The organism is Ferriphaselus sp. R-1 (genome assembly GCF_000746095.1).
Lineage (GTDB): Bacteria > Pseudomonadota > Gammaproteobacteria > Burkholderiales > Gallionellaceae > Ferriphaselus.
Window position 1 is genome coordinate 133,378 of record NZ_JQKP01000004.1, and the last position, 16,033, is coordinate 149,410.

Sequence of the window (16,033 nt, forward strand, 5' to 3'; positions counted from 1 at the left end):
CGCAGGCCCCTCCATGCCGTGGCTGCCGATCGACCGGCAGCCACGGCACCTTTCAGGTAAGGAGCTCGCCCCGCTTATCGCCCTGAGGTCGCGGCAACAGGCGACAAGGACTCATCTTGGTATACGCGCGCCAGCATCTGTCTGAACGCGGCGATGCGGTCTGGTGCCGTGCGCGACAACACGCCCTGCTCCTGTAGCGTGGTGATGAGTTTGAGCGGTGCCTTGCGCTTGTCGCCGACGATCTCGACATGGCCCGCACGCACTTCGACTCGCCGCGAGCGGGGAAAACTCTCGATCACCGCATTGCGCTGCTCGTCGAGCGAAAACACATCGTCGCTCTCAAGACAGCGCCCATCCTGCTCCCGCCGGCAGGTGTTGCGCTCGTCGGTGTCGATCTTCAAATAGTCGTCGACCTCAGGAGCCAGCGCCCCCGGTTTGCGGATGAAGTCAGACGCAGAAGTGATGTCCATCCACTTCGCGCCGGTGACGATGTAACAGCTTACCGGCAGGAGACCGACCGTCAGCCAACCCAGCCACTGCTTGCCGCAGGTCTCGGCAGAGCCGATACCGTTGAACGGGCCGGAGATGGTGACCAGACGCAGAGAGGTCTGCCGTTGGGATGGCACCACCGAAAGCTCAGTGAGCGACTTGCGGGCGACCAAGGCCCCCTGGCTGTGTCCGATGACGGTGATCTGAGGTATGCGTGTCTGCTCCGCGAGCTGGTGCACGGCGTTGCGCAAGGCAGTCGCGCTTTTGGCCAGGCCATCCCGGTCGTCGTAGGTAAAGCAGGCAGTCTGCTGGCCTTGAAAGGCCAGCACCTGTGCCAACCCCCGGAACTGTCCGGATGAACCGAAGCAGCCATGCGTGAGCACATTGACCGGCTGGCTTGAGTTCAGTTGCAGACGGCGGTCCGGATTGTCGGTACAGGGCCCCAGACCCGGGATGCTGAGCGTGACATCGGCGGGGGGCAGCTTGCCTTGCTCCATGTGGTAATAGGCCGCATCAGGCTTGTCGCGCAGGGCGCATCCGCCCAGCAGAACCAGAGCGAAACATAATGCCTTGGCAGGTCTCAAGTGCCATCTCCCGTGGGTAGAGATCGTGACGACCCGCTCTCACCCTTGGTCACAGGCAGGCGCACGAAAAGATCAGGCAGGCGCATTCCCCATCACCTCGCCCAAACGTACCGGCGCAGCGGCTGCCCAAACCGGGTTGAATTCCAGCACACCCTGCGGGAACAGCATCACCACGGTGGAGCCGAGCAGGAAGCGGCCCATCTCCGCGCCTTGTTCCAGGCGAATATCCTGATCGTCGTAGCGCCATTCGCGCACGCTGCCGGGGCGCGGCGGATTGACCACGCCATGCCACACGGTAGCCATACTGCCGACGATGGTGGCGCCGACCAGGGTCAGCACAAACTGGAAGGTCTTGCCATCGCGCTCGCCGTCAAACACGCAGACCACGCGCTCGTTGCGGGCGAACAGTCCGGGCACACCGCGCGCGGTGGTGGGGTTGACCGAAAACAGCTCGCCCGGCACGTGGATCATGCGGCGCAAGCGTCCGGCGCAGGGCATGTGGATGCGGTGGTAGTCGCGCGGGCTGAGATACAGGGTGGCGAAGCTGCCGTTGTCGAATTGCGCGGCCAGCGCCGCATCGCCGCCGACCAGCGCGGTGGTGGTGTAGCTGTGTCCCTTGGCCTGGAAGATGCTGTCGCGCTCGATGCCGCCAAATTGGCTGATCGCGCCGTCCACCGGGCAGATGAACGCGGCTTCGGCCTGCGGACGTGCGCCCGCGCACAGGGCTCGGGTGAAGAATTCGTTGAAGCTGGCGTAACTGGCGATGTCCGGGTTGGCGGCTTCCTGCATATCGACCCGGTAACGCGCCACGAAGCGGCGGATCACTGCCGTGGTCAGCCCGCCCAGCCGGGCATTGGCGAACTTGCCCGCCAGTACGGTGAGCAACTGCTTGGGCATCAGGTATTGCGGCAAAACCGCCAGGCGATCAGACACGGGAATTTCCTGCGACGCGAAAGGCGCGGATTATAGCGGCGATGGCGAGAAAAAACCTGTGCAATTCATGGCTTGCCATGAGCTGGGTCATGCAGCGACGACCCGGATGGCAGATTTAGGCCGTGCTTCTGCCCGCGCCCGCAGTTGGCCGCACGCGCCTTCGACCTCCTGCCCAGCGGAGTCACGTAGCTGGGTGATGATGCCGCGCTGCTTCAGCGCGCCGACCATGAAGGCCATGCGCTCAGCGCTGGGGCGGCGAAAATCGAGGCCGTCTACCTCGTTGAACGGGATGAAATTCATGATGGCGTACTTGCCGGTGAGCAGTTCGACGATGCGCTCCAGCTCAGCGTCGCTGTCGTTCACGCCTTCGATCAGCGTCCATTGGTATTGCGTCGGGTAACGCGTGGCACGGGCGTAGGCCTCGGCCAGTTCCACCAACTCCACCACCGGGATGCGCGGAGCGTTGGGCAGCAGTCGGGCGCGCAGTGTGTCATCCGTGGTGTGCAGGGAAAGCGCCAGGGCGGGCTTGACGCTTTCCAGCGGCAAGCGCTCGAACACCCGCTCGTCACCCACCGTGGACAGCACCAGGTTCTTGTGCGCGATGTCGCCCTGCAAACCCAGCACCGCTATCGCTTCGAGCACGTTGTCCAGATTGTGTGCGGGCTCGCCCATGCCCATGAATACGACTTTTTCCACCTTGCGGCGATGTCGCGCCAGCGCCACTTGGGCCACGATCTCCGCACTGCCGAGTTGGCGTATCAGCCCAGCGCGACCGCTCATGCAGAACACGCAACCGACCGCACAACCCACCTGCGTCGAGACGCACAGTCCGCCACGCGGCAGCAGCACGCTCTCCGCCAGCTGGCCATCGCTCAATTCCACCAGCAAACGGGCAACCTCATGGTCAGCCGGGAAGGCCCCGTGCAAACGCGCCAACCCGGCCAGCTGCGCCTCGATCACAGGCAACTCCGCCCGCAAAGCAGCGGGGAAGAAGCTCGCGGCCGGACTGCCCTTGCGATCATACGAAGCGACCTGACTCCAGCCGCGCAGCAGCCTATCCTCATGGCAGGGTTTGCAGCCCAAGGCTTGCAGGCGTGACCGCAACAGCGCGATGCGCAACAACGGGGAAAGTTCGGAAGTCAAGGCAAGTACGAAATGCTGGTGAAACAGGGCCCGGATTCTAACTCACCCCATGGCCCAATCAAATATCCACTCTCGCCTCTAAGCTTTTTACTAAAGTTGACGATAACAGTCACATAATAAGAGCCGGTGAAGACAACCCCGAATGCAGCATGTTGTATCCCATTAAGGAGAGTGCCGTGGCTACGAAACTGGTCAGTTTTCTGGCCGGCTCATTGCGTAAGCAGTTGATCCTCGGCATGGTGCTGGTGATCGCTCTGACGATGACGACTTTCATCTACGTCACCACCTTACACCTGCGGGCGGCAGAGGTCGTTGACCACCACGAACAGGAAGTCACGTTCACCAACATGCTGACAGCGGCTTCCGTGACCGTGCTCGCATCCGGGGAGATCACTGACCTGCAGGTGCTGGTGGATGCCCTGAACGGCTACCCTGACTTGCGTCAAGTCGCCATTCTGGATGTCGACGGACAAATTCTGGCGCACACCGATCACTCCAGGATTGGGCTGCACTTACCGGGATTCCCCTTGGAGGCGGGCACCTCAGCCATATCCCAACATCCCGAAGTCCGTGAGATAACCTCCCCGTTAATCATGTCTGGCCAGAAAGTGGGCTGGGTGTATGCCACGCTGGATAAAAGTCATCTAGCTCAAAAGGTTCAGAGAATACTGATTTCCGGATTCCTGCTGGCCGTGCTGGGTACCGCTCTTGGTGTGCTGATTGCCGTGTTGGCCAGCCGATTCTTGACCCGACGTCTGCGCATCATCCACGAGGTTGCCGATGCTGTAAAAGCCGGGAACCATCAGGCCCGCGTCTACCTGTATGGCGAAGACGAAGCCTCTCAACTGGGTCGGCAGTTCAACTTCATGCTCGACAGCATCGAGCAACACGATGAGCAACTACGCTCATTTTACGAATGTGATCTGGTCGGTCTGACGATCACCTCGCCCGACAAGGGGTGGATCAGCATCAACCACTATCTGTGCGAGCTACTGGGATATTCCGAGCAGGAATTGAGGTCGATGACTTGGGTAGAGTTGACCTACCCGGCTGACCTGAGCGCCGATCTCGATCAGTTCAACAGGGTGGTGTCCGGCGAGATCGATGGTTACAGCCTGGAAAAACGCTTCATCAGCCGAACGGGCGAGGTCATCCCCACCAATCTGGTCGTGCGCTGTATCCGCAAGGAAAACGGCGAGGTGAAATTCATCACCGCCATGGTGGAAGATATCCGGCCACACAAAGCCACGGAGGCGCAAATAGAGCGCTTGGCACTCTACGATCAACTCACCCACCTGCCCAATCGCCGCCTGTTGCTGGATCGCATTCGCCAAGCTCTGGCCTCGTGCGAACGCAGCAGCAAATCGGGAGCCTTGTTGTTTATCGACCTGGACAACTTCAAGACGCTGAACGACACCCTGGGCCACGACATGGGCGATCTGCTACTGCAAAAGGTCGCTGAAAGATTGACGACCTGCGTTCGTGAAAACGATACCGTCGCCAGGCTGGGCGGGGATGAGTTCGTTGTGATGTTGACAGACTTGAATGCGAACACGCTTGATGCCGCAGCACAGACCAAGGCCATCGCCGACAAGATACTCGCCCTACTGAATCAACGTTACCAACTGAACTCGCACCCCTACCAGAGCACACCCAGCATCGGTGTCACGCTGTTTGGCATCAGCCAGTGCGACATCGATGAACTGTTAAAGCAAGCGGATATCGCGATGTATCAGGCGAAACGAGGAGGACGCAACACCGTGTGCTTTTTCGACCCGGCAATGCAGAATGAGCTGAACGCAAGAGCAACGCTGGAGATCGAGCTGCAAACAGCGATCGAACAACGGCAGTTCGAGCTGTACTTTCAACCCCAGGTCGATCACACACATCGCGTGCAGGGCGCTGAGGCCCTGATCCGTTGGCGGCACCCCCAACATGGCATCGTGTTTCCGGATGCATACATTCCGCTGGCAGAGCAGACCGGCCTGATCCAGTCGATAGGCGACTGGATGTTAGGCTCCGCTTGCGCACAGATCAAATCATGGCAGAACCATGAAGCCACGCGCCACCTCACGCTCTCGGTGAATGTGAGCGCCAGACAAATGCATCACCCGAGTTTTGTGACAAACATCATAACCATCGTACAACGTCATGGCATCGATCCGCGCCTACTCCGACTGGAGCTTACCGAAAGTGTACTGCTGGAGAATATGGAGTTAACCGCTGCAAAAATGCACGAGCTGGGCGCACAAGGGATACGGTTCGACCTGGACGACTTCGGCACGGGCTACTCATCATTGCAATACCTGAAGAAACTGCCCTTACATCAACTCAAGATCGACCAGTCTTTCGTTAGCGACATTGAGTTCGATGGCAATGACCGGGCGATCGTTCAAACCATCATTGCCATGGCCCAAAGTCTGAACCTTGAAGTGATCGCTGAAGGGGTGGAGACCGAAAAACAGGAACAAATCCTCGGCAGCATGGGATGCCTGCATTATCAGGGATACCGGTTCGGCAAACCGGTACCTCTGGACGAGTTCGAGCAAGCGATTGGGGATGGAAAGAGTACAGCCTAACCACCCGACACCGGCATCACCTTGCCGGCGGCGAGTTTGGCCCGTGCTCTGGCTTCGTCGGTGTCGCGGCCATTTGCCAGGGCGACGCCCATGCGCCGCTTGCTGAACGACTCGGGTTTGCCGAACAGTCGCAGCTCGGTCTCCGGGATGCGCAGCGCCTCATCCACGCCGGTGTAGACGATGCCGACCTCGTCCAGCTGGCCGTAGATCACGGCGGAGGCACCCGGCGCACGCAGGCAGGTGTCGACCGGCAAGCCGAGGATGGCGCGGGCATGCAGTTCGAACTCGTTCAGCCGCTGGCTGCACATGGTGACCATGCCGGTGTCGTGCGGGCGCGGGCTGACCTCGGAGAACCAGACCTGATCGCCCTTGACGAACAGTTCCACGCCGAACAGGCCGAGGCCGCCGAGATCGTCAGTGACCTTCCTGGCGATGTCGCGGGCGCGCTCCAGCGCCAGCGCCGCCATCGCCTGCGGCTGCCAGCTCTCCACGTAATCGCCGCTCACCTGCACATGGCCTATGGGTTCGCAGAAATGCGTCTCGATGCGGCCAGCGGCACCGAGTGCCCGCACGGTGAGCAGCGTGATCTCGTAGTCGAAATCGATGAAACCTTCGACGATGACGCGCCCCTGATCCACGCGCGAGCCGCTGGCGGCGTATTCCCAAGCGGCGGACACCGCGTCCGCGCCATCCACTTTCGACTGGCCTTTGCCGGACGAGGACATCACCGGCTTGATGATGCAGGGATAGCCGATGGTCTCGATGGCGGCGCGCAACTCCTCCAGACTGCTGGCGAACCGGTACGGCGAGGTCGGCAGCCCCAACGTCTCGGCAGCCAGGCGGCGGATGCCTTCGCGGTTCATGGTGAGTTGCGCCGCGCGAGCGGTGGGAATGACGCGCGCCAGCCCTTCAGCCTCGATCGCCACCAGCATGTCGGTGGCAATGGCTTCGATTTCGGGTACGACCAAGTCCGGCTTTTCCTGCTCGATCAACGCACGCAAAGCTGCACCGTCCGCCATGTTGATGACGTGCGCGCGATGCGCCACCTGATGCCCCGGCGCGTTGGGGTAGCGGTCCACCGCGATGGTCTCTACACCCAGCCGTTGCAGGGCGATGAGCACTTCCTTACCCAGTTCGCCGCTGCCCAGCAGCATGACTTTGGTGGCGGAAGGAGATAGCGGTGTGCCCAGGGAAGCAGGTTTCATAACGTTTGAGACGAGAGCTTAGAATGGGGAAAATTATACACAGCCCGCACACGACCACGCGCCCCTATCGTTGCCGACCAACGCTTCCGGCTCAAGAAATCGGGCGCTGCGCCGTAATCGATAGCACTTCGTCACCATTCCGGACGACCACCGCCATGAAGATTCTGCTAGTTGAAGATACCCGTGCCCTTGCCGTGGTCCTGACCGCCCGACTCAACAGTTTCGGCTACGAAGTCCTGGTCGCCGAAAACGGCAAAGTGGCCATCGAATGTTTCAAACAGGATGTCCCCGACCTGATCCTGATGGACATCGAGATGCCGGTGATGAACGGCTTCGAGGCCACCAGCCGGATCCGCGCCTACGAGACTTCGCAACAATGGGCGTGGACCCCCATCATCTTCCTGACCGCCTCGGATTCGCCCGACAATCTGGTCACCGCCATCGAAGCAGGTGCGGACGACTTCCTCTCGAAATCCATCACCGAGCCGGTATTGAGCGCCAAGATGAAAGCCATGACGCGCATCGCGGCGCTGCGCCAACGCCTGTCCGTAGCCAACCAGAAACTGTACGAGCAAGCCAGCCGGGACGGGCTGACCGGGTTATTCAACCGCCGTCACATGGACGCACAGACCGATCTCGCCTGGGAAAACGCACAGCGTGGCGGACACCCCTTCGCCATCCTCATGCTGGACATCGACAATTTCAAGAAATACAACGACCACTACGGGCATCAGGCCGGTGATGACTGCCTCAAACAGGTCGCCCAGGCGATCGCACGGGTGGTCGATGCGGCGAATGCGCAGTCACTGACTCAAGGCTGTTTCGCGGCCAGGTATGGCGGTGAGGAGTTCGCCGTGGTCGTACCTGCCGCTTCGGAGGGAGTGTGCGAGCGATTGGCGCACGCGATCATCAAGACCATTCGCGAGTTGAACATCGCCCATGAAAAGAATGCCGACTGGGGGATAGTGACCGCCTCCATCGGCGGCTGTCGGACGACGGTCGCCGAAGCCCAGATCAGCAACCTGTTCCGCTCCGCCGATGCGAAGCTCTATCAGGCCAAGGAGAACGGTCGCAACCGGGCCGAACTGAACCAGACCCCGGTCGCCCGGCAAGTCAGCCCTGCCGCTTGATCATCACGTAGTGCTTCTGCACCGGCTCGACGACCTCGAACACGCCCGCGAACCCCGCCGGAATCACACAGGCATCGCCAGGACCGAACTCGCGGGCACATCCCCCGGCATCGGTGATCCGGATGCGCCCGGCCAGAACGTGGAAATATTCGTCGCTATGCTCGTCGAAGGCGATGCGCCACGCGCCCACCTCGCACGCCCAGATACCGCAAGAGATACCGCCTCCGGGCGGTGCATAAAACTCCCAGGTCGTCCGCAAGGGATCGCCCTTGACCAGCCGCTCCGGCCTGGGGCGATCATGGGTCGGCACGACATCGGTGCGGGAACCGTCTATCGGTCGAAGCGCAACCATGTCAGCGTTCCCAATGCAGCCGCACACCCGCGAAGGAGACCGGGCCACGATCGGCGTTGTAAGCAGGGTTGCGCATGAACTGGTAGTCCGCCGTCAGCCAAGTGTCCTTCAGCACCTGAAGGCTGTAATAAGCTTCGGCGATCTGCTCATCCGCATAGTTCAGGCGACCATCACCGATGAAATACCCCAGTCCGCCAGCGGCAAGATACTGACGATAGATGCCGGAAAGCGCGTTGCGCATCAGCGCCACCCCCACAGTATCGGATCCCCGCCCCCACTTCGCCCCTTGCATCGATGCTCCCAACGCGAACGAGCGATGCGCTTCGGTGAACGCATAGGTCTCAAAACGCCCGTCCTGCCAGAAGGTGCGCGCGAACACGCCAAAATCCGGGGTGACCGCCTGCTCAAGATTCAGGCCGACCCCATACTTCACCCCTTCACGACGCACCATGCCGGTAGCGGGTACGCCTGCCGCACTGGCTGCCGTCATCGTCGCCGGGTTCGCCAAGGCATCGGCATAACTGCCCATCAGCGCGGTGTTGCGCATCAGCAACAGGCGTAGTTTGCCCGGCTGACCGGCAAGCTGATGAGCGTGTTCGAGTTCAAGGTTCTGGCCATGGTGACTGAAATACCTCCAGTCCAACGCCAACTGATTGGCCAACAAGGGCTGCATGAACTGCCCGGCACGCCACACCCAATCGCCCCGGTAATATTCCAGCGCCGCACCCCAAGTATTGCCTCGCGCATCGGCGGCGTAATCGAAAGCGCAATGCGCCATGTTGCACCAGCTCAGGAACTGGGTACGCGGATCATGGGCGTAACGGTTAGCATCGAAGATGTCCAGTGGCGGAAAGAATCCCGCCGTCAACACCAATCGCTCGGCATCCTGCATGCCCGCCAGTTGATTCATGCCAGAACTGACGCTCTGTCCTTCACCGCCCATCCCCCAGGTCTGGCGCATGAACATCCGCACCCGATAGAGGATGGGATTGGCACCACTGGCACGGGTGATCTCGCCGTTATAAAAGCCGGCCATGCCAGTGAGGTTGGAGAGCGGCACGCCCTGAGCCACTTCCGGGTCGAAATAGAACTCGCCGCCCTGCCACAAGCGTTTGCCAAAGGCCCCCGTCAGACTGAACGAGTAGGTATTCTCCGCACCCGATGACAAGCTGAACGGGCCGCTGTAAGGCGCGGTCAACGCGGGCTTGTGCTGCCAGATGTACGTAGATTGCGCATGTGCATTCCAATCTTCAGCAGCAGGAATCAGCTCCTCTGCCCCCGCCCAGGGCTGGAGCAGACCGCATGCGAACCAGAACGCGAAAAATCGTCCCATCATCGCCCTGCCTCACGCCTCGCCAAGGTCAAAGCGACCGGATTCGATCACCCGGATGAAGCACTTCATGACTTCCGGATCGTGCTTCGTCCGGTCCTGCGCTTCCATCCGCAGGATCTCCATGACTTCCGGATGGGGGCGACGATCATGGTAGGAGCGTCTGACCGAAATCGCATCGTAGCTGTCGGCGACGGCAATGATTCGAGCGCATATCGGTATGTCCTCTCCGGCAATGCCATGGGGATAACCCTGACCGTCGAAGGATTCATGATGGTGCAGGATCGCTTGCGCAGCCTGCTGCGCCCCCTCGATCTCGATGGATGCCATGATCTTCGCCCCGATCACCGGGTGCTGCTTCATGCAGGCCCACTCGTCGGCATCCAGCTCGGTCGGCTTCATCAAGATATGGTCGGGCACCCCGATCTTGCCAATATCGTGGAACGAGGCGGCTATCTTCAGGATGCTCAGCTCGGCGCTCGTCAGGCCACAGGCGAGCCCTATCTCCTTGGACAGTGCTCGCACCCGCTCCGAGTGCAGCCGCGTCTGCCAATCGCGATACCCCAAAGCCACAGATAGCGCCCTGGTATAGTCGTGCAAGGCGTTATAAATCGGATCGCAACAGTCCATTTTCTCCCCCACTTTCTGCTCGCTACGCTCTACTCGCTAAAAAACAGCCATTCCGTCGACCGCCCTTCGCCCGGCGCGCATTATACGTCCGCTACCGACCCTCGCCCTGTATCTTCCCCGACATCAGGCTGGCCGAGACGATCAGCACCGCGCCACAGAGCTCGCGCGCACCCATCGCTTCCCCGGCCAGGAAATAAGCCGCGATGGCGGCGAACACCAGCTCGGAGAGGAACAGCACGATGGAACGGTTCGCGGGCAGGTGGGTCAGGCCGAATTGGACGATGAAGCTGGTGGCACACAACACTACACCCAGCATGCCCAGCAGCCAGAGCTGGCTGATCGGCAGTTCGACCAGCTCCCCCGCCCGCCCCATAAACAACATCGCCCCCAGCGTGAGTATCGCCGTGCCCAGCCACACGCTGGCCGACTTGTAGTTGACGCTCAAGTGCTCGGCCCGCCGCACCAGCACGTTGGACAGAGCGAAGCTGAAACCTGCGCTCAACCCGAACCATTCCGCCAGACTCTGCGGCCACGGCCAGCCGAGTCGCGGCTCCCACAGCATGATGAAGGCGCCTGTCAGCGACAGCGCCGCGACGGCATAGCCATAGCGGTCGAGCCGCTCTCCCAGCAGCAGCCGTGACAAACCGACCGTCCACAGAGGCGCGAGGTAGAACAGCAGCAGCACGCGCATCACCGCGCCATCCAGCGTTCCCAACACGTAACCCAGATTGGCCCAGCCCGCGCTCAGCGGCAGCAGCAGGCCGATCCAGCCGGCCTTGCCACACTCGCGCCACAGCGGCCCACTCAGCGCCATCCCCAAGCCCAGTGCCAGCGTGTAGCTAACCACGATCGCCGCCATACCGGACATGCCAGCCGCACCCAGCACGCGATACGGATACCAGATCAGCCCCCACACCAGCGCCGCCGTCAACAGGCTGGTCGCCGCCACCACATTTTGTTTTGAAGCCACTCGCCGCACCTTTATAATCGCGCACCTGAATCCAAAACCACTGTTCGCGCCAAACGCGAGCGCTTCAGCGCAGTCGTCGTAGTGTACACATCCACCGTTCGACTCTGCTGCGCTACGCCCGACACGCACGGAAATGACCCGCCGATAGCCACATGAATCCCGACCTGAACCACCTGCATCCGTACCCGTTCCAGAAACTCGCCGCGCTGTTCCGCGACATCCCGCCGAACCCGGCGCTGAAACCCATCAGCCTGTCCATCGGCGAACCCAAGCACGCCACCCCGCAGTTCATCAAGGACGCGCTGGTGGCGGGGCTGGACGGGCTAGCGAATTATCCCACAACCGCCGGGAGCGATGCCCTGCGCGGCGGGATCTCGGCCTGGATCGCGCGCCGCTACGCCATTCCCGCACCGGATGCCAAGACCCAGGTGTTGCCAGTGAACGGTAGCCGCGAGGCGTTGTTCGCCTTCGCCCAAGCGGTGGTCGACCGCAGCCGCCCGAACCCGGTGGTGGTCAGCCCCAACCCCTTCTACCAGATCTACGAAGGCGCGGCGCTCCTGGCTGGAGCCACGCCGGAGTTCATCAACACCCTGCCGGAAGACGGTTTCCGCATGGACTACGCGCAACTGCCGGAAGATGTCTGGCAGCGCACCCAGCTCATCTACGTCTGCTCGCCGGGCAATCCCAACGGCCACGTGATGGCGCTGGACGAGTGGCGCGAGCTGTTCGACCTGAGTGACCGCTACGGCTTCATCATCGCCGCCGACGAATGCTATTCGGAGATCTACTTTGACCAAGCGCCGCTGGGCGCCCTGCAAGCCGCGCGCCAACTGGATCGCGACGACTATAAAAACCTGGTGGTGTTCTCCAGCCTGTCCAAGCGCTCCAATGTGCCCGGCCTGCGCTCCGGCTTCGTGGCGGGCGATGCCGCCGTGATCGCCAAGTTCACCCTGTACCGCACCTACCACGGCTGTGCCATGAACCCGGCCGTGCAGGCTGCCAGCATCGCCGCCTGGAACGACGAAGACCATGTCGCCGAGAACCGTCGCCTGTACGCCGAGAAGTTCGCCCGCGTGCTGGAAATCCTCCAGCCGGTGCTTCCAGTCGCGCTGCCGGACGCCGGCTTCTACCTCTGGCTGCGCACGCCCATCAGCGATACGCGCTACGCTCAGGAGCTGTTGCGCACACAGAATGTCACCGTCTTGCCCGGCAGCTACCTCGCCCGCGAAGCGCGCGGCATCAATCCAGGCCAGGATTTCGTCCGCTTTGCACTGGTCGCCGGGGTGGAAGAGACCATAGAGGCTGCTCAGCGTATCGCAAGATTCACCGCCATGCTTGCTGCATGAGCCACCGGCCCGGCGCAACCAAATAATCCACAGCAATGATGGGGTTACGAAATCATTCAAAAGAATGTTGTAAATTTGCATCGATGACTGGATATTTTCGCGGGAATTGATAGAATGCGCCGTCTTTCGTTCAAGCTCGATCATGGACGAACTGATTTACCCCGGTTTTTGTCAACTTAACGTGAAGGAAAAGAAATGAAACTGTCCGCTCTGATTGCTGCCCTGTTGGCTCTGGCTCTGACCGCTTGTGGCGAAAAGGCTGCTGAAGCTCCTGCTGCTCCGGCTCCTGCTGCTGAAGCTCCTGCTGCTTCCGCTCCTGCTGAAGCCGCTCCTGCTGCTGAAGCTGCTTCCGCTCCTGCTGCTGAAGCTCCTGCTGCCAAGTAATCAAGTTACTCAGGCACTGATGACGAAGCCGACGCAAGTCGGCTTCGTCGTTTTCAGGGAACAGGATCAGGCCAGTTCGCGCCAGTCCACCCCGCCGGTCTGCGTAGCCACGCCGACCCACTCTCCAGAACACCCCAACACCGTACTCAATGCCTGCACCGCCAACTCCGGCGTGTTGTTGCGTTGGCTCAAATGCGCAGCCACCAGATGCTGCAGTCTCCCGCAGTCCATCGCGGCCAGCAAAGCGGCTGCCTGCTGATTGTTCAAATGGCCATAGTGGCCACCGACACGTCGCTTGAGCGTGAGTGGATAGTTACCCAGCTCCAGCATGGTCGTATCGTGGTTGCACTCCAGCACCAGCGCATCACACCCCGTCAGCACGGAGCGGATATGGGGCGTGACATGGCCGGCGTCCGTCAGGACCGCCAGCCTGCGGGCACCATCGCCAAAGACGAACTGGACCGGCTCAGCCGAGTCATGCGGCACCGGGTAAGGGAGCACGTGGACATCGCCGATGGAGAACGGCGAATCCGGTGAAATCTCGGTAACGACGACATCGCTGGCGAATGCCGACTCCTGCTGACGCAGGGTACCGTGGGTCAGCCACACCGGAAGTTTGTGGGCTTTGGCCAGTTTGGCCACGCCGGAGATATGGTCGCCGTGCTCATGCGTGACCACGATGCCACTGATCTGGCCAGGACTCAGCCCCAGACGCGCCAGCCGCCGCTCGGTCTCGCGCAGGCCAAACCCGCAATCCATCAACACGCAGGTCTGGCCAGCACCAACCACCAATGCATTGCCTTCGCTTCCGCTGCCAAGCAAGGCAAAACGCATCGTCTATTTCAATTGCAGATAGAGCTTGTCGAACAGCCTGTCAGCCGCCCTGCTTTGAGTGCCTTCATCGGAAGTCACCGTGACTATCGTGACCTTGCCTGAACCACGCACGCTGACGTGCAGGATCTCCGGCTTGCTGCCGCCCCCCAGAATGGGCAGCAGGTTGCGCATTTCCGGCTTGGTAGTATTGATGAAATACATCCCGTCCGCCCGGTTCTTGTCCTCGACACTCAGCTTGAGCAGCTCCAGCGCCTGCCCCACGCGCTCCCAACCCTTGTCGAACGCATCACTCAACTCGATCGTGCGCATGCCGTCCGCCTGCTCGACCATCCTGGTCGATGCCGCCGGTACATTCTCTGCCTGCCCCGCCGAACCGACCGGATTCGAGCGTGCCGAGGCGGCGTTCAGACTGGCCAGCAATTGCTGCAAAGTGGCCGCTTCCAGCTCGACATCGCTGGGGCGGTTCTGCCACTTGAACGTACTGCCACTGGCATCCATCACCTCTTCCTTGCCATAGTGGGAAACGTACACCTCGCTGGCTGCACCGGCCTGGGTACGCTCCACACGGATGCGGAACATGTCGCGGTTGCCGGTGGAATGCATGCCATCAGCCAGCTTGCCGAAGATGCCACGTATGCCACCTTCCTCGATCTTGGCACGTGTCTCATGCCACTCTGTCTCCATCAGCCCGGCGCGCACATCGTCGGCCACCAGCTTGATGCCCTTGTCGCTCCAAAAAGCAGTGAGCTGTGGCCAGATCGACTCGGCGGAGTCGTTCACCACCAACCAGCGCCGAGCTCCATCCCGTTCTAACCTGGCTTTGCTCTCGGGTGCCGGAGTGGTTGCCTTGACGGCCACCGTCTGGGCTGGCGCGGAAGATGGACCACCCGCCACCGCTTGCGGGGCGGCGGCCGGCTCAGCCGTGCCATGGGCGTAGTCGGAGTAACGAGCGACCGTCTCGCCTTCGCTGCCCGGGATGGTGTAGCGTCCTTCGGTATTGGGTACGGTCAGATCGGGCGGGACTTCGAGGGACGGTGTGCGTTGCGCCTGTGCCTTGTAGTCCACTCGCTTGTTCTCGAACCCGAGCATGCTGCACCCAGCCAAAGCCAGCAATGTCGCCGCCAGCGCAGCCTTGTTCATATGTTTCATGTTATTCCCTGAGATTCAGTTCAATTGACGATACCGGCACGGCGCATCGCCTCTTCCACCACGCCCTGCGCGGAGACGGAAAGTGGGGTCAGCGGCAAGCGCAGCGTGTTCTTAATCAAGCCCATACGCGCCACCGCCCATTTCACCGGGATCGGATTGGCCTCGACGAACAGATGGCGATGCAGAGCCAGCAAACGGTAGTTGATCGCGCGCGCCGTCGCCACATCGCCCGCCAATGCGGCGGCGCACATCTCGTGCATCAGGCGCGGCGCGACATTGGCCGTCACCGAGATCGTGCCGACCGCCCCCAGCAGGATCAGCGACATGGTGGTCGCGTCGTCGCCGCTGTACACAGCGAAGTCCTTGGGCGCACGCAACAGCAGATCACTGCCGCGCTCCAGATTGCCGGTCGCATCCTTGATGCCGACGATGTTGGGGATCTGCGCCAGACGCAGCACGGTGTCGTTGCTCATGTCCGCACCGGTGCGTCCAGGCACGTTGTACAGCAGGTGGGGCATATCCACCGCCTCGGCGATGGTCTTGAAATGCTGGTACAGGCCTTCCTGGGTGGGCTTGTTGTAGTAGGGAACCACGGTCAGCGAAGCCGCTGCGCCCGCTCTCTGCGAGAAGGAGGCCAGCTCTATCGCCTCCTTGGTGCAGTTGGCCCCGGTCCCGGCGATGATGGGGATGCGCCCGGCGGCATGTTTCACCGCCTCGGCGATCAACAGCTCATGCTCCTCGACATCCACGGTGGGAGACTCGCCCGTCGTCCCGACCACGACGATGCCGTCCGTGCCTTCGGCGATATGGAAATCGATCAACGTGCGGAACGCCGCCAGATCTAGACTACCGTCCTCATGCAATGGCGTGACTATCGCAACGATACTGCCCTTAACCATGTTCGTCATCGCTTAATTCGACCTGCGCCCGGTGCGCTCCATGAAATTGACGCGCAATTCTACCCGAATCCGCCAG

At 61.4% G+C, this 16,033-nt stretch carries 15 protein-coding genes; 4 read left to right on the top strand and 11 right to left on the bottom strand.

The window, feature by feature from the left end:
- Positions 1–74 precede the first annotated feature (74 nt).
- The 3 genes from DM08_RS06075 to DM08_RS06085 form a co-directional block, all read right to left on the bottom strand.
- Positions 75–1,073, bottom strand: coding sequence for an esterase/lipase family protein (locus DM08_RS06075; RefSeq protein ID WP_035383747.1), 999 nt, complete (start codon positions 1,071–1,073; stop codon positions 75–77).
- 72 nt (positions 1,074–1,145) lie between these two features.
- Positions 1,146–2,006 carry an archaetidylserine decarboxylase gene (gene asd / locus DM08_RS06080; protein WP_035383748.1) on the bottom strand — a complete coding sequence of 287 codons (861 nt, stop codon included), beginning with the start codon at positions 2,004–2,006 and terminating at the stop codon, positions 1,146–1,148.
- Between the two features lie 87 nt (positions 2,007–2,093).
- Positions 2,094–3,149 carry an RNA methyltransferase gene (locus DM08_RS06085; protein WP_343282980.1) on the bottom strand — a complete coding sequence of 352 codons (1,056 nt, stop codon included), beginning with the start codon at positions 3,147–3,149 and terminating at the stop codon, positions 2,094–2,096.
- Between the two features lie 176 nt (positions 3,150–3,325).
- Here DM08_RS06085 and DM08_RS06090 point away from each other — a divergent pair, with 176 nt between their 5' ends.
- Entirely contained in the window at positions 3,326–5,728 is a 2,403-nt protein-coding gene (locus tag DM08_RS06090; RefSeq protein ID WP_035383749.1) for a bifunctional diguanylate cyclase/phosphodiesterase, read from the top strand.
- Here the strand turns inward: DM08_RS06090 and purT are convergent.
- Complete coding sequence (gene purT / locus DM08_RS06095) at positions 5,725–6,933, bottom strand: formate-dependent phosphoribosylglycinamide formyltransferase (protein WP_035383750.1); 1,209 nt, start codon at positions 6,931–6,933, stop codon at positions 5,725–5,727. The genes DM08_RS06090 and purT overlap by 4 nt on opposite strands.
- Before the next feature lie 155 nt (positions 6,934–7,088).
- On the opposite strand from purT, the gene DM08_RS06100 reads away from it, so the two are divergent.
- A complete protein-coding gene (locus DM08_RS06100; RefSeq protein WP_035383751.1) occupies positions 7,089–8,063 on the top strand; it encodes a diguanylate cyclase domain-containing protein in 975 nt (324 codons plus the stop codon).
- Here the strand turns inward: DM08_RS06100 and DM08_RS06105 are convergent.
- From DM08_RS06105 to DM08_RS06120, 4 genes are all read right to left on the bottom strand, one after another.
- Positions 8,047–8,415: a cupin domain-containing protein gene (locus tag DM08_RS06105; protein ID WP_035383752.1), complete on the bottom strand. Its 369-nt coding sequence runs from the start codon at positions 8,413–8,415 to the stop codon at positions 8,047–8,049. The two genes, DM08_RS06100 and DM08_RS06105, sit on opposite strands and share 17 nt — an antisense overlap.
- 1 nt (position 8,416) lies before the next feature.
- Positions 8,417–9,751 (bottom strand): carbohydrate porin, encoded by a 1,335-nt coding sequence (locus DM08_RS06110; RefSeq protein WP_051937829.1) that lies wholly within the window; start codon positions 9,749–9,751, stop codon positions 8,417–8,419.
- A 9-nt stretch (positions 9,752–9,760) separates the two neighbouring features.
- Positions 9,761–10,375: an HD-GYP domain-containing protein gene (locus DM08_RS06115; RefSeq protein ID WP_035383753.1), complete on the bottom strand. Its 615-nt coding sequence runs from the start codon at positions 10,373–10,375 to the stop codon at positions 9,761–9,763.
- A 91-nt stretch (positions 10,376–10,466) separates the two neighbouring features.
- Positions 10,467–11,345 carry a DMT family transporter gene (locus DM08_RS06120; protein ID WP_237560235.1) on the bottom strand — a complete coding sequence of 293 codons (879 nt, stop codon included), beginning with the start codon at positions 11,343–11,345 and terminating at the stop codon, positions 10,467–10,469.
- 152 nt (positions 11,346–11,497) lie between these two features.
- On the opposite strand from DM08_RS06120, the gene dapC reads away from it, so the two are divergent.
- Positions 11,498–12,691 carry a succinyldiaminopimelate transaminase gene (dapC, locus tag DM08_RS06125; RefSeq protein WP_035383754.1) on the top strand — a complete coding sequence of 398 codons (1,194 nt, stop codon included), beginning with the start codon at positions 11,498–11,500 and terminating at the stop codon, positions 12,689–12,691.
- 195 nt (positions 12,692–12,886) lie between these two features.
- A complete protein-coding gene (locus tag DM08_RS12525; RefSeq protein ID WP_081908792.1) occupies positions 12,887–13,075 on the top strand; it encodes a hypothetical protein in 189 nt (62 codons plus the stop codon).
- A 66-nt stretch (positions 13,076–13,141) separates the two neighbouring features.
- Here the strand turns inward: DM08_RS12525 and DM08_RS06135 are convergent, their stop codons facing one another.
- From DM08_RS06135 to dapA, 3 genes are read right to left on the bottom strand one after another with little or no spacing between them, the layout of a single operon-like run.
- On the bottom strand, positions 13,142–13,909 hold the full coding sequence (locus DM08_RS06135) for an MBL fold metallo-hydrolase (protein WP_035383756.1): 768 nt from the start codon (positions 13,907–13,909) through the stop codon (positions 13,142–13,144).
- A 3-nt stretch (positions 13,910–13,912) separates the two neighbouring features.
- Positions 13,913–15,058: an outer membrane protein assembly factor BamC gene (bamC, locus tag DM08_RS06140; RefSeq protein ID WP_081908793.1), complete on the bottom strand. Its 1,146-nt coding sequence runs from the start codon at positions 15,056–15,058 to the stop codon at positions 13,913–13,915.
- A gap of 20 nt (positions 15,059–15,078) precedes the next feature.
- The gene (gene dapA, locus DM08_RS06145) at positions 15,079–15,957 is read right to left on the bottom strand and encodes a 4-hydroxy-tetrahydrodipicolinate synthase (RefSeq protein ID WP_035383804.1); all 879 of its coding nucleotides are present in this window, start codon (positions 15,955–15,957) and stop codon (positions 15,079–15,081) included.
- Positions 15,958–16,033 lie beyond the last annotated feature (76 nt).